This window comes from Pseudonocardia sp. Ae717_Ps2 (assembly GCF_001932475.1).
GTDB lineage: Bacteria > Actinomycetota > Actinomycetes > Mycobacteriales > Pseudonocardiaceae > Pseudonocardia.
Genome location: NZ_MCIS01000012.1, coordinates 1 through 13,500 on the forward strand (window position 1 = coordinate 1; position 13,500 = coordinate 13,500).

Below are 13,500 nucleotides of genomic sequence, written 5' to 3' on the forward strand. Positions count from 1 at the left end.
GGGTGACCTTCCCCCACGCCACGGTGAGCGCCTTGAGGCACTCGGCCAGGGAGTGCTGACGGTGGTGACGCATGGTCAGAGTGATCAGCAGCGGGTCGCACCCTCGGCCAGGTGGTGGGCCAGGACGGTCGCGACCTCCTCCGCGCGCTTCGCCCGATCCGCACCGAGCACTCAGGACACATCCACACCATCCCGCAGGTCCAGAGCCCAGAGAACCCAGCGATCCGACCATTCGCCCCGGTCGTGGCCTCGGCACTGGTGCCGGTGGCGTCGGTGACCTTCAAGACCACCGAGCCGTCCTCCCGGCCGCCGGGCAGACCACAGCCAGCGGAGCGGCCCTTGACCAGCGAGCGCATACCCCGGCGGATCGCCCAACGCTCAGCCCGTCGCTCGCTGCGCCGGTCCTGAACCTGGACGACGTCGGAGCGGTCGAGCTTGCCCTGAGTCTCCCGCAGCGTCAGCCAAGAGCGCACCTCGGTCCGGACAGCCTCCCGACCCTCTTCCCGATCATGGCTCTGACCAGCAGTGGAAGAGTTGTCAGTGATAGTGCCAAGGGCCTCGCTCCGCTCGGCCGCCGGGACCGCGCTCACGCCTCCGGCGCCGCGCGGCCCGGCCCCGGCTGCAGCACGGAACCAGGCAACGTCCTGCGACCCCCTCAGCGCGCCAGAGACGGCCGATCGGGCGTCGTGCGTGTGTCGGCGTGGTGCACCGTCTCCGGTGCCCGTACCGTGGCGCTCAGCCACAGCGGAAGACCTCTCCTTCGGGATGTTGACTCGGTCCGCCGCTGGTGCAGAGCCTCGGGTGCTGGACACACCCGGGGCTCTCGGCTTTCCGGGGCCCGACACTGGTCCTCCGGAGTCGCCGATCAGGGGCGACACGCCGGGAACGGTCGGGTCGATCTGCACGAGCTCAGGCCGCGATCGCGGTCGGGCCGGTCTCCTCCGGCGGGCACGCCGACCTGACCGCGGCGACGTACTCGGGTATCCGCCCAGGTAGGGAGCCCGGAAGCGGACCAGCTCCTCACCCGGAGCGGACAGCAGCGCGACGCCGGGGCGGGCGACGGTGTGTTGGTCGGCCAGCTCGGCCGGGGCGCCGGGGTGCAGCAGCTCGACCGACGCCCGGTTGTCGGTGCGGAAGGAGATCCGCAGCGAGCACATGGCGCGCTCGAACGCCCCGACGATCGCGGCCTCGGCGCGCTGCACGATCAGCACCAGCCGGTAACCGGCCTTCGCTCCCTCGGCGAGCAGACGCCCGATCAGAGCGCGGATGCGCTTGCCGATCGGGTCCTTGGTCGTCGACGCGGAGTCGGCGACCCGGTAGAGCGCGGCCAGCTCCTCAAGGACGACGACTCGCAGGCTGGTCGGTGGTGATCGCGACGGTGTCGCGGTCGGCGGGCATCGCGGCGATGCGCGCGTCCATGTCGGCGACGAGCGCCTGGAGCAGGGCCTCGGGCGCCGGGGTCGTCGACACCGGAGACCTGCAGAGCAGCGTGTCGAGTCCCGGCGAACGGACGCCACAGCAGCCCGGTCGGGTCCGACCGCAGATCGTGACCCGGGCGGCGCCAGCAGCAGGCTGTAGGTCCAGACGCTCTTCCCAGAGCGGGTGACGCCCTGCACGATCGTGTGCGCGACATCGTCGGCCCAGGACTGCACGAGGTCCCGGGCCTTCTCGTCCACCCCGAGCGCGATCCGGCCCGGAGCGGCGGGTAGGACCAGGCTCACGGTGCCCTCGAGCGGGTCGACACCGAGCAGCTCGACCCGGGCATGGATCTGCCCCAGCGGGGAGATGCGCAGCGCGGCCGCGCCCAAATGCGGGGCGATCCGCAGCGCCACCCGGCGCAGATCGGCAACCAGCTGACCAGGCAGGAGCTTGATCGTCAGCACGGTCGGCGGGCCCAGGACGATGTCGACCAGCTGCGGCACGACAACCGTCGCGCCGGAGACGGTGTCGACCCGGCAGCACAGCCCGGCGCCCTCGCACGCCTGCCGCCACGACCACCACAGGCCATCGGCCTCACGCTCATCGACCGCCCGATCCCTCCTCGCCCAGAGGCCCATGTCAGGCCGCCTCGCCCTCAGGCTTACGACCACGCCCGACCTGCCCACGAATACCGTCCGCCGACCAGCGCGGCGGGTGAGCTGACCGGTCTTGCGCTGCACATAGCCGGGAGTCATCACCAGGCCGTCGAAGTGCAGCGGCTGACCGAGCGAGCCCACCGCCGGGCGATCGTGGGAGGCGATCAGGATCTCGACGACAGCGCTCTTCCCGCTCGTCGCCCTGGTCGGCCGGGGTCAGGGCCTCAACCCGCCACAGGCCGCGACCGTGCTCGTCGGTGTCCTGGCGGCCCTGCGGGTCCGGGCGGCGCGAGCCGTCGGACAACTCGACCCACTTCGCCACCGGCGTCACACAGTGCCGGTGCTGATCAGGGTCACGCGGTCGGTATCGATCGGATAGCTACGCACATCCTCCGCCTCTCGTCGCCATTCTTGCCCACTATTGGCACAAGACTAGCACGACTTGCGTCCCACTCATAGGACACGGAGATGCGAGACAATGCCCAGCATGAGACACCAAGAGCGAGAGGACCCTGTCATGACCAGCGCCCAGCGGGAGGCCCTAGACGAGCTCATCCCTCCCTCTCAGCAGACCGGCGACCTCCGCGCCGACCTCATCACCGCCGCCCAGGAGACGTGGCGCCGGCGCGGCCGAAATTCAATGCTCGGCGGACTCGTCCTGCACGCCCTCTACGAGGACGCCCAGTCCTGGCGCACCGTCGAGTACCTGACCGGCATCCCTCGGATGACCGCTCGGCGGTGGGCCACGCCCCCACAAAAAGCAGAGCCCGACGCCCAGGACCAATGACACCGGCCGGTCCACTGCACGCCTCCGGCGGCCACTGCGTGGTGCACCTCCGCTCCCGCAGCCACCGAGACAAGCATGCGGTAACCGGAGTCGGCGGGTGTCGTGAGGCTCCGGGTGGGGCTGCGGTCACGTCGGCCCCGGAGGGCAGCACGGCCGCTGCAGGGCCGCAAGCCTGGGCAGCACGGCCGCCGGTGACCCCTGAGCCGTTGCGGGCCCTGCAGCGGCCGTGCAGGCGCAAGCGCGCCGACGTGACCGCAGCCCCACCCTCCAAGGCCAGCCCTGTCGAGGAGCTGGCACCGCAGCAGCCCGTACGCGTGGCTGAGTCGGCCGAGCGGCTTGTCAATGAGTCATTGACAAGCCGCTCACTGCTCACCGACCGGCGGTCGCCGACACCGTTCGCGACAAGACCTCCAGAACCACAGGACCTATGCATCCACTGATGATCTTCGGCCGGGCGCGGGTCTCGTGCCCGGTGTCGTCCTATCGACGACGCGGGTGTCGGTGCCGCCTTCGGCGGAGCAAGTTAGGCGTTTTCCTAAGGAAAACGACTCCCGGCAAGGTCAGCCGTCGGCGCCGGGTGCGACGCCGGGGCGGCGAGTGTCGGTGAGGCCGGTGGGTAGCCACCACTCGACGCCGAGGTCGTCGAGCCAGGCTCGTGCGGCGTCGTCGCCGGCGCGTTCGGTGATGTGGAGCAGCTCGGCCGCACGGGGCTCAACGATCTTCCAGGAATGCGGGGGGATCACCGCGACGGGCTCGCCCTCCAGGTCCTCGGCGACGATGTCCTCGTCGGACTGCTCGGGCTCCATGTCGACTCCGGTGCGCAGGTCGTGGGACCCCAGCGACCAGGTGAGCTGCTTGCGGCCACGGATCGCGGTCTCGTACTCGGCCAGCAGTGCACGGGCCTGCATGTCGGCGAGCTGCACGACGTCACCGGTGTCAGGGTTCTCGAACCGGCGGCCCACGGTGGCGTCGCGCATCAGCTCGTAGATCGAACGGGAGGTGCCGCGCGCGGCCTTCGTGGAGCCCATGACGGCCTCGCTGGCCAGACCCTTGCACACGTAGCGGGCCCAGGCCCCGGAGGTCTCGGCATCGCGGCAGCGTCAGCGCGCTGCACGTCGACGCCGCGCTCCTCGGTGGGTGCGGGCATCCCGGCCTTGACCAACCCGGCCGACCAGCGAGCGAACCATCCGCCGGTCAATGCCTCGATCGCGTCGTCGGACATGCCCTGCTCGACAACCATGGATGTGCAGGTGAACGTGCCATCCGTTATCCACAGAGTGAGTGATCTCCAGGGCCCGGACCCAGCCGCGCAGCCCCAGCATCCGGTAGTCGTCCTGAGCGGCCCGGCCCTGGGTGACCTTCCCCCACGCCACGGTGAGCGCCTTGAGGCACTCGGCCAGGGAGTGCTGACGGTGGTGACGCATGGTCAGAGTGATCAGCAGCGGGTCGCCACCCTCGGCCAGGTGGTGGGCCAGGACGGTCGCGACCTCCTCCGCGCGCTTCGCCCCGATCCGCACCGAGCACTCAGGACACATCCACACCATCCCGCAGGTCCAGAGCCCAGAACCCAGCGATCCGACCATTCGCCCCGGTCGTGGCCTCGGCACTGGTGCCGGTGGCGTCGGTGACCTTCAAGACCACCGAGCCGTCCTCCCGGCCGCCGGGCAGACCACAGCCAGCGGAGCGGCCCTTGACCAGCGAGCGCATACCCCGGCGGATCGCCCAACGCTCAGCCCGTCGCTCGCTGCGCCGGTCCTGAACCTGGACGACGTCGGAGCGGTCGAGCTTGCCCTGAGTCTCCCGCAGCGTCAGCCAAGAGCGCACCTCGGTCCGGACAGCCTCCCGACCCTCTTCCCGATCATGGCTCTGACCAGCAGTGGAAGAGTTTCAGTGATAGTGCCAAGGGCCTCGCTCCGCTCGGCCGCCGGGACCGCGCTCACGCCTCCGGCGCCGCGCGGCCCGGCCCCGGCTGCAGCACGGAACCAGGCAACGTCCTGCGACCCCCTCAGCGCGCCAGAGACGGCCGATCGGGCGTCGTGCGTGTGTCGGCGTGGTGCACCGTCTCCGGTGCCCGTACCGTGGCGCTCAGCCACAGCGGAAGACCTCTCCTTCGGGGATGTTGACTCGGTCCGCCGCTGGTGCAGAGCCTCGGGTGCTGGACACACCCGGGGCTCTCGGCTTTCCGGGGCCCGACACTGGTCCTCCGGAGTCGCCGATCAGGGGCGACACGCCGGGAACGGTCGGGGTCGATCTGCACGAGCTCAGGCCGCGATCGCGGTCGGGCCGGTCTCCTCCGGCGGGCACGCCGACCTGACCGCGGCGACGTACTCGGGGTATCCGCCCAGGTAGGGAGCCCGGAAGCGGACCAGCTCCTCACCCGGAGCGGACAGCAGCGCGACGCCGGGGCGGGCGACGGTGTGTTGGTCGGCCAGCTCGGCCGGGGCGCCGGGGTGCAGCAGCTCGACCGACGCCCGGTTGTCGGTGCGGAAGGAGATCCGCAGCGAGCACATGGCGCGCTCGAACGCCCCGACGATCGCGGCCTCGGCGCGCTGCACGATCAGCACCAGCCGGTAACCGGCCTTCGCTCCCTCGGCGAGCAGACGCCCGATCAGAGCGCGGATGCGCTTGCCGATCGGGTCCTTGGTCGTCGACGCGGAGTCGGCGACCCGGTAGAGCGCGGCCAGCTCCTCAAGGACGACGACTCGCAGCGGCTGGTCGGTGGTGATCGCGACGGTGTCGCGGTCGGCGGGCATCGCGGCGATGCGCGCGTCCATGTCGGCGACGAGCGCCTGGAGCAGGGCCTCGTGGGCGCCGGGTCGTCGACCCGGAGACCTGCAGAGGCAGCGTGTCGGTCCCGGCGAACGGACGCCCACAGCAGCCCGGTCGGGTCCGACCCGCAGATCGTGACCAACGGGTCGGCGGCGAGCTGCGCCAGCAGGCTGTAGGTCCAGACGCTCTTCCCAGAGCGGGTGACGCCCTGCACGATCGTGTGCGCGACATCGTCGGCCCAGGACTGCACGAGGTCCCGGGCCTTCTCGTCCACCCCGAGCGCGATCCGGCCCGGAGCGGCGGGTAGGACCAGGCTCACGGTGCCCTCGAGCGGGTCGACACCGAGCAGCTCGACCCGGGCATGGATCTGCCCCAGCGGGGAGATGCGCAGCGCGGCCGCGCCCAAATGCGGGGCGATCCGCAGCGCCACCCGGCGCAGATCGGCAACCAGCTGACCAGGCAGGAGCTTGATCGTCAGCACGGTCGGCGGGCCCAGGACGATGTCGACCAGCTGCGGCACGACAACCGTCGCGCCGGAGACGGTGTCGACCCGGCAGCACAGCCCGGCGCCCTCGCACGCCTGCCGCCACGACCACCACAGGCCATCGGCCTCACGCTCATCGACCGCCCGATCCCTCCTCGCCCAGAGGCCCATGTCAGGCCGCCTCGCCCTCAGGCTTACGACCACGCCCGACCTGCCCACGAATACCGTCCGCCGACCAGCGCGGCGGGGTGAGCTGACCGGTCTTGCGCTGCACATAGCCGGGAGTCATCACCAGGCCGTCGAAGTGCAGCGGCTGACCGAGCGAGCCCACCGCCGGGCGATCGTGGGAGGCGATCAGGATCTCGACGACAGCGCTCTTGTCCCGCTCGTCGCCCCTGGTCGGCCGGGGTCAGGGCCTCAACCCGCCACAGGCCGCGACCGTGCTCGTCGGTGTCCTGGCGGCCCTGCGGGTCCGGGCGGCGCGAGCCGTCGGACAACTCGACCCACTTCGCCACCGGCGTCACAGTGCCGGTGCTGATCAGGGTCACGCGGTCGGTATCGATCGGATAGCTACGCACATCCTCCGCCTCTCGTCGCCATTCTTGCCCACTATTGGCACAAGACTAGCACGACTTGCGTCCCACTCATAGGACACGGAGATGCGAGACAATGCCCAGCATGAGACACCAAGAGCGAGAGGACCCTGTCATGACCAGCGCCCAGCGGGAGGCCCTAGACGAGCTCATCCCTCCCTCTCAGCAGACCGGCGACCTCCGCGCCGACCTCATCACCGCCGCCCAGGAGACGTGGCGCCGGCGCGGCCGAAATTCAATGCTCGGCGGACTCGTCCTGCACGCCCTCTACGAGGACGCCCAGTCCTGGCGCACCGTCGAGTACCTGACCGGCATCCCTCGGATGACCGCTCGGCGGTGGGCCACGCCCCCACAAAAAGCAGAGCCCGACGCCCAGGACCAATGACACCGGCCGGTCCACTGCACGCCTCCGGCGGCCACTGCGTGGTGCACCTCCGCTCCCGCAGCCACCGAGACAAGCATGCGGTAACCGGAGTCGGCGGGTGTCGTGAGGCTCCGGGTGGGGCTGCGGTCACGTCGGCCCCGGAGGGCAGCACGGCCGCTGCAGGGCCCGCAAGCCTGGGCAGCACGGCCGCCGGTGACCCCTGAGCCGTTGCGGGCCCTGCAGCGGCCGTGCAGGCGCAAGCGCGCCGACGTGACCGCAGCCCCACCCTCCAAGGCCAGCCCTGTCGAGGAGCTGGCACCGCAGCAGCCCGTACGCGTGGCTGAGTCGGCCGAGCGGCTTGTCAATGAGTCATTGACAAGCCGCTCACTGCTCACCGACCGGCGGTCGCCGACACCGTTCGCGACAAGACCTCCAGAACCACAGGACCTATGCATCCACTGATGATCTTCGGCCGGCGCGGGTCTCGTGCCCGGTGTCGTCCTATCGACGACGCGGGTGTCGGTGCCGCCTTCGGCGGAGCAAGTTAGGCGTTTTCCTAAGGAAAACGACTCCCGGCAAGGTCAGCCGTCGGCGCCGGGTGCGACGCCGGGGCGGCGAGTGTCGGTGAGGCCGGTGGGTAGCCACCACTCGACGCCGAGGTCGTCGAGCCAGGCTCGTGCGGCGTCGTCGCCGGCGCGTTCGGTGATGTGGAGCAGCTCGGCCGCACGGGCTCAACGATCTTCCAGGAATGCGGGGGGATCACCGCGACGGGCTCGCCCTCCAGGTCCTCGGCGACGATGTCCTCGTCGGACTGCTCGGGCTCCATGTCGACTCCGGTGCGCAGGTCGTGGGACCCCAGCGACCAGGTGAGCTGCTTGCGGCCACGGATCGCGGTCTCGTACTCGGCCAGCAGTGCACGGGCCTGCATGTCGGCGAGCTGCAACGACGTCACCGGTGTCAGGGTTCTCGAACCGGCGGCCCACGGTGGCGTCGCGCATCAGCTCGTAGATCGAACGGGAGGTGCCGCGCGCGGCCTTCGTGGAGCCCATGACGGCCTCGCTGGCCAGACCCTTGCACACGTAGCGGGCCCAGGCCCCGGAGGTCTCGGGCATCGCGGCAGCGTCAGCGCGCTGCACGTCGACGCCGCGCTCCTCGGTGGGTGCGGGCATCCCGGCCTTGACCAACCCGGCCGACCAGCGAGCGAACCATCCGCCGGTCAATGCCTCGATCGCGTCGTCGGACATGCCCTGCTCGACAACCATGAGGATGTGCAGGTGAACGTGCCATCCGTTATCCACAGAGTGAGTGATCTCCAGGGCCCGGACCCAGCCGCGCAGCCCCAGCATCCGGTAGTCGTCCTGAGCGGCCCGGCCCTGGGTGACCTTCCCCCACGCCACGGTGAGCGCCTTGAGGCACTCGGCCAGGGAGTGCTGACGGTGGTGACGCATGGTCAGAGTGATCAGCAGCGGGTCGCCACCCTCGGCCAGGTGGTGGGCCAGGACGGTCGCGACCTCCTCCGCGCGCTTCGCCCCGATCCGCACCGAGCACTCAGGACACATCCACACCATCCCGCAGGTCCAGAGCCCAGAGAACCCAGCGATCCGACCATTCGCCCCGGTCGTGGCCTCGGCACTGGTGCCGGTGGCGTCGGTGACCTTCAAGACCACCGAGCCGTCCTCCCGGCCGCCGGGCAGACCACAGCCAGCGGAGCGGCCCTTGACCAGCGAGCGCATACCCCGGCGGATCGCCCAACGCTCAGCCCGTCGCTCGCTGCGCCGGTCCTGAACCTGGACGACGTCGGAGCGGTCGAGCTTGCCCTGAGTCTCCCGCAGCGTCAGCCAAGAGCGCACCTCGGTCCGGACAGCCTCCCGACCCTCTTCCCGATCATGGCTCTGACCAGCAGTGGAAGAGTTGTCAGTGATAGTGCCAAGGGCCTCGCTCCGCTCGGCCGCCGGGACCGCGCTCACGCCTCCGGCGCCGCGCGGCCCGGCCCCGGCTGCAGCACGGAACCAGGCAACGTCCTGCGACCCCCTCAGCGCGCCAGAGACGGCCGATCGGGCGTCGTGCGTGTGTCGGCGTGGTGCACCGTCTCCGGTGCCCGTACCGTGGCGCTCAGCCACAGCGGAAGACCTCTCCTTCGGGGATGTTGACTCGGTCCGCCGCTGGTGCAGAGCCTCGGGTGCTGGACACACCCGGGGCTCTCGGCTTTCCCGGGGCCCGACACTGGTCCTCCGGAGTCGCCGATCAGGGGCGACACGCCGGGAACGGTCGGGTCGATCTGCACGAGCTCAGGCCGCGATCGCGGTCGGGCCGGTCTCCTCCGGCGGGCACGCCGACCTGACCGCGGCGACGTACTCGGGGTATCCGCCCAGGTAGGGAGCCCGGAAGCGGACCAGCTCCTCACCCGGAGCGGACAGCAGCGCGACGCCGGGGCGGGCGACGGTGTGTTGGTCGGCCAGCTCGGCCGGGGCGCCGGGGTGCAGCAGCTCGACCGACGCCCGGTTGTCGGTGCGGAAGGAGATCCGCAGCGAGCACATGGCGCGCTCGAACGCCCCGACGATCGCGGCCTCGGCGCGCTGCACGATCAGCACCAGCCGGTAACCGGCCTTCGCTCCCTCGGCGAGCAGACGCCCGATCAGAGCGCGGATGCGCTTGCCGATCGGGTCCTTGGTCGTCGACGCGGAGTCGGCGACCCGGTAGAGCGCGGCCAGCTCCTCAAGGACGACGACTCGCAGCGGCTGGTCGGTGGTGATCGCGACGGTGTCGCGGTCGGCGGGCATCGCGGCGATGCGCGCGTCCATGTCGGCGACGAGCGCCTGGAGCAGGGCCTCGTGGGCGCCGGGGTCGTCGACACCGGAGACCTGCAGAGCAGCGTGTCGAGTCCCGGCGAACGGACGCCACAGCAGCCCGGTCGGGTCCGACCCGCAGATCGTGACCAACGGGTCGGCGGCGAGCTGCGCCAGCAGGCTGTAGGTCCAGACGCTCTTCCCAGAGCGGGTGACGCCCTGCACGATCGTGTGCGCGACATCGTCGGCCCAGGACTGCACGAGGTCCCGGGCCTTCTCGTCCACCCCGAGCGCGATCCGGCCCGGAGCGGCGGGTAGGACCAGGCTCACGGTGCCCTCGAGCGGGTCGACACCGAGCAGCTCGACCCGGGCATGGATCTGCCCCAGCGGGGAGATGCGCAGCGCGGCCGCGCCCAAATGCGGGGCGATCCGCAGCGCCACCCGGCGCAGATCGGCAACCAGCTGACCAGGCAGGAGCTTGATCGTCAGCACGGTCGGCGGGCCCAGGACGATGTCGACCAGCTGCGGCACGACAACCGTCGCGCCGGAGACGGTGTCGACCCGGCAGCACAGCCCGGCGCCCTCGCACGCCTGCCGCCACGACCACCACAGGCCATCGGCCTCACGCTCATCGACCGCCCGATCCCTCCTCGCCCAGAGGCCCATGTCAGGCCGCCTCGCCCTCAGGCTTACGACCACGCCCGACCTGCCCACGAATACCGTCCGCCGACCAGCGCGGCGGGGTGAGCTGACCGGTCTTGCGCTGCACATAGCCGGGAGTCATCACCAGGCCGTCGAAGTGCAGCGGCTGACCGAGCGAGCCCACCGCCGGGCGATCGTGGGAGGCGATCAGGATCTCGACGACAGCGCTCTTGTCCCGCTCGTCGCCCTGGTCGGCCGGGGTCAGGGCCTCAACCCGCCACAGGCCGCGACCGTGCTCGTCGGTGTCCTGGCGGCCCTGCGGGTCCGGGCGGCGCGAGCCGTCGGACAACTCGACCCACTTCGCCACCGGCGTCACAGTGCCGGTGCTGATCAGGGTCACGCGGTCGGTATCGATCGGATAGCTACGCACATCCTCCGCCTCTCGTCGCCATTCTTGCCCACTATTGGCACAAGACTAGCACGACTTGCGTCCCCACTCATAGGACACGGAGATGCGAGACAATGCCCAGCATGAGACACCAAGAGCGAGAGGACCCTGTCATGACCAGCGCCCAGCGGGAGGCCCTAGACGAGCTCATCCCTCCCTCTCAGCAGACCGGCGACCTCCGCGCCGACCTCATCACCGCCGCCCAGGAGACGTGGCGCCGGCGCGGCCGAAATTCAATGCTCGGCGGACTCGTCCTGCACGCCCTCTACGAGGACGCCCAGTCCTGGCGCACCGTCGAGTACCTGACCGGCATCCCTCGGATGACCGCTCGGCGGTGGGCCACGCCCCCACAAAAGCAGAGCCCGACGCCCAGGACCAATGACACCGGCCGGTCCACTGCACGCCTCCGGCGGCCACTGCGTGGTGCACCTCCGCTCCCGCAGCCACCGAGACAAGCATGCGGTAACCGGAGTCGGCGGGTGTCGTGAGGCTCCGGGTGGGGCTGCGGTCACGTCGGCCCCGGAGGGCAGCACGGCCGCTGCAGGGCCCGCAAGCCTGGGCAGCACGGCCGCCGGTGACCCCTGAGCCGTTGCGGGCCCTGCAGCGGCCGTGCAGGCGCAAGCGCGCCGACGTGACCGCAGCCCCCACCCTCCAAGGCCAGCCCTGTCGAGGAGCTGGCACCGCAGCAGCCCGTACGCGTGGCTGAGTCGGCCGAGCGGCTTGTCAATGAGTCATTGACAAGCCGCTCACTGCTCACCGACCGGCGGTCGCCGACACCGTTCGCGACAAGACCTCCAGAACCACAGGACCTATGCATCCACTGATGATCTTCGGCCGGGCGCGGGTCTCGTGCCCGGTGTCGTCCTATCGACGACGCGGGTGTCGGTGCCGCCTTCGGCGGAGCAAGTTAGGCGTTTTCCTAAGGAAAACGACTCCCGGCAAGGTCAGCCGTCGGCGCCGGGTGCGACGCCGGGGCGGCGAGTGTCGGTGAGGCCGGTGGGTAGCCACCACTCGACGCCGAGGTCGTCGAGCCAGGCTCGTGCGGCGTCGTCGCCGGCGCGGTTCGGTGATGTGGAGCAGCTCGGCCGCACGGGGCTCAACGATCTTCCAGGAATGCGGGGGGATCACCGCGACGGGCTCGCCCTCCAGGTCCTCGGCGACGATGTCCTCGTCGGACTGCTCGGGCCTCCATGTCGACTCCGGTGCGCAGGTCGTGGGACCCCAGCGGACCAGGTGAGCTGCTTTGCGGCCACGGATCGCGGTCTCGTACTCGGCCAGCAGTGCACGGGCCTGCATGTCGGCGAGCTGCACGACGTCACCGGTGTCAGGGTTCTCGAACCGGCGGCCCACGGTGGCGTCGCGCATCAGCTCGTAGATCGAACGGGAGGTGCCGCGCGCGGCCTTCGTGGAGCCCATGACGGCCTCGCTGGCCAGACCCTTGCACACGTAGCGGGCCCAGGCCCCGGAGGTCTCGGGCATCGCGGCAGCGTCAGCGCGCTGCACGTCGACGCCGCGCTCCTCGGTGGGTGCGGGCATCCCGGCCTTGACCAACCCGGCCGACCAGCGAGCGAACCATCCGCCGGTCAATGCCTCGATCGCGTCGTCGGACATGCCCTGCTCGACAACCATGAGGATGTGCAGGTGAACGTGCCATCCGTTATCCACAGAGTGAGTGATCTCCAGGGCCCGGACCCAGCCGCGCAGCCCCAGCATCCGGTAGTCGTCCTGAGCGGCCCGGCCCTGGGTGACCTTCCCCCCACGCCACGGTGAGCGCCTTGAGGCACTCGGCCAGGGAGTGCTGACGGTGGTGACGCATGGTCAGAGTGATCAGCAGCGGGTCGCCACCCTCGGCCAGGTGGTGGGCCAGGACGGTCGCGACCTCCTCCGCGCGCTTCGCCCCGATCCGCACCGAGCACTCAGGACACATCCACACCATCCCGCAGGTCCAGAGCCCAGAGAACCCAGCGATCCGACCATTCGCCCCGGTCGTGGCCTCGGCACTGGTGCCGGTGGCGTCGGTGACCTTCAAGACCACCGAGCCGTCCTCCCGGCCGCCGGGCAGACCACAGCCAGCGGAGCGGCCCTGACCAGCGAGCGCATACCCCGGCGGATCGCCCAACGCTCAGCCCGTCGCTCGCTGCGCCGGTCCTGAACCTGGACGACGTCGGAGCGGTCGAGCTTGCCCTGAGTCTCCCGCAGCGTCAGCCAAGAGCGCACCTCGGTCCGGACAGCCTCCCGACCCTCTTCCCGATCATGGCTCTGACCAGCAGTGGAAGAGTTGTCAGTGATAGTGCCAAGGGCCTCGCTCCGCTCGGCCGCCGGGACCGCGCTCACGCCTCCGGCGCCGCGCGGCCCGGCCCCGGCTGCAGCACGGAACCAGGCAACGTCCTGCGACCCCCTCAGCGCGCCAGAGACGGCCGATCGGGCGTCGTGCGTGTGTCGGCGTGGTGCACCGTCTCCGGTGCCCGTACCGTGGCGCTCAGCCACAGCGGAAGACCTCTCCTTCGGGGATGTTGACTCGGTCCGCCGCTGGTGCAGAGCCTCGGGTGCTG

Annotated in this window: 12 protein-coding genes; 2 read left to right on the forward strand and 10 right to left on the reverse strand. The window is 70.7% G+C overall.

All coding sequences use genetic code 11. From position 1 onward, the window contains the following. Positions 1 to 1,335 precede the first annotated feature (1,335 nt). Complete coding sequence (locus tag Ae717Ps2_RS39965; protein ID WP_255407988.1) at positions 1,336 to 1,470, reverse strand: hypothetical protein; 135 nt, start codon at positions 1,468 to 1,470, stop codon at positions 1,336 to 1,338. Positions 1,471 to 2,592: 1,122 nt separating this feature from the next. On the opposite strand from Ae717Ps2_RS39965, the gene Ae717Ps2_RS32390 reads away from it, so the two are divergent. Then, a complete protein-coding gene (locus Ae717Ps2_RS32390; protein WP_075313538.1) occupies positions 2,593 to 2,862 on the forward strand; it encodes a hypothetical protein in 270 nt (89 codons plus the stop codon). Positions 2,863 to 3,422: 560 nt separating this feature from the next. Here Ae717Ps2_RS32390 and Ae717Ps2_RS32395 read toward each other — a convergent pair. The 5 genes from Ae717Ps2_RS32395 to Ae717Ps2_RS37690 all read right to left on the reverse strand — a co-directional run bounded on the left by Ae717Ps2_RS32395 (position 3,423) and on the right by Ae717Ps2_RS37690 (position 6,446). Then, positions 3,423 to 3,890 carry a hypothetical protein gene (locus Ae717Ps2_RS32395; RefSeq protein ID WP_143510849.1) on the reverse strand — a complete coding sequence of 156 codons (468 nt, stop codon included), beginning with the start codon at positions 3,888 to 3,890 and terminating at the stop codon, positions 3,423 to 3,425. Between the two features lie 72 nt (positions 3,891 to 3,962). After that, on the reverse strand, positions 3,963 to 4,379 hold the full coding sequence (locus Ae717Ps2_RS32400; protein WP_075334786.1) for a protein rep: 417 nt from the start codon (positions 4,377 to 4,379) through the stop codon (positions 3,963 to 3,965). A 7-nt stretch (positions 4,380 to 4,386) separates the two neighbouring features. Next, entirely contained in the window at positions 4,387 to 4,686 is a 300-nt protein-coding gene (locus Ae717Ps2_RS32405; RefSeq protein ID WP_075334787.1) for a hypothetical protein, read from the reverse strand. Between the two features lie 437 nt (positions 4,687 to 5,123). Beyond that, positions 5,124 to 5,636, reverse strand: a complete 513-nt coding sequence (locus Ae717Ps2_RS37685; RefSeq protein ID WP_075334788.1) for a hypothetical protein — start codon at positions 5,634 to 5,636, stop codon at positions 5,124 to 5,126. A 651-nt stretch (positions 5,637 to 6,287) separates the two neighbouring features. Continuing rightward, the gene (locus tag Ae717Ps2_RS37690; protein WP_158071613.1) at positions 6,288 to 6,446 is read right to left on the reverse strand and encodes a hypothetical protein; all 159 of its coding nucleotides are present in this window, start codon (positions 6,444 to 6,446) and stop codon (positions 6,288 to 6,290) included. 377 nt (positions 6,447 to 6,823) lie between these two features. Here Ae717Ps2_RS37690 and Ae717Ps2_RS32415 point away from each other — a divergent pair, with 377 nt between their 5' ends. Next, positions 6,824 to 7,093: a hypothetical protein gene (locus Ae717Ps2_RS32415; RefSeq protein ID WP_075313538.1), complete on the forward strand. Its 270-nt coding sequence runs from the start codon at positions 6,824 to 6,826 to the stop codon at positions 7,091 to 7,093. Positions 7,094 to 7,803: 710 nt separating this feature from the next. Here the strand turns inward: Ae717Ps2_RS32415 and Ae717Ps2_RS32420 are convergent. The 4 genes from Ae717Ps2_RS32420 to Ae717Ps2_RS32435 form a co-directional block, all read right to left on the reverse strand. Beyond that, on the reverse strand, positions 7,804 to 8,922 hold the full coding sequence (locus Ae717Ps2_RS32420; protein ID WP_143510853.1) for a protein rep: 1,119 nt from the start codon (positions 8,920 to 8,922) through the stop codon (positions 7,804 to 7,806). Between the two features lie 438 nt (positions 8,923 to 9,360). Next, complete coding sequence (locus tag Ae717Ps2_RS32425; protein ID WP_075334790.1) at positions 9,361 to 10,524, reverse strand: FtsK/SpoIIIE domain-containing protein; 1,164 nt, start codon at positions 10,522 to 10,524, stop codon at positions 9,361 to 9,363. Position 10,525: 1 nt separating this feature from the next. Further along, the gene (locus Ae717Ps2_RS37695; RefSeq protein WP_158071614.1) at positions 10,526 to 10,930 is read right to left on the reverse strand and encodes a hypothetical protein; all 405 of its coding nucleotides are present in this window, start codon (positions 10,928 to 10,930) and stop codon (positions 10,526 to 10,528) included. 882 nt (positions 10,931 to 11,812) lie between these two features. Next, positions 11,813 to 12,661 carry a hypothetical protein gene (locus tag Ae717Ps2_RS32435; RefSeq protein WP_075334792.1) on the reverse strand — a complete coding sequence of 283 codons (849 nt, stop codon included), beginning with the start codon at positions 12,659 to 12,661 and terminating at the stop codon, positions 11,813 to 11,815. Positions 12,662 to 13,500: the final 839 nt, after the last annotated feature.

What these genes read in the sequence shown, in the direction of transcription:
- Ae717Ps2_RS32435 (WP_075334792.1), bottom strand. Translation starts at nt 12,661, where the DNA reads ATGCTGGGGCTGCGCGGCTGGGTCCGGGCCCTGGAGATCACTCACTCT.
- Ae717Ps2_RS37685 (WP_075334788.1), bottom strand. Translation starts at nt 5,636, where the DNA reads ATGGACGCGCGCATCGCCGCGATGCCCGCCGACCGCGACACCGTCGCG.
- Ae717Ps2_RS32395 (WP_143510849.1), bottom strand. Translation starts at nt 3,890, where the DNA reads ATGGGCTCCACGAAGGCCGCGCGCGGCACCTCCCGTTCGATCTACGAG.
- Ae717Ps2_RS32425 (WP_075334790.1), bottom strand. Translation starts at nt 10,524, where the DNA reads ATGGGCCTCTGGGCGAGGAGGGATCGGGCGGTCGATGAGCGTGAGGCC.
- Ae717Ps2_RS32415 (WP_075313538.1), top strand. Translation starts at nt 6,824, where the DNA reads ATGACCAGCGCCCAGCGGGAGGCCCTAGACGAGCTCATCCCTCCCTCT.
- Ae717Ps2_RS32390 (WP_075313538.1), top strand. Translation starts at nt 2,593, where the DNA reads ATGACCAGCGCCCAGCGGGAGGCCCTAGACGAGCTCATCCCTCCCTCT.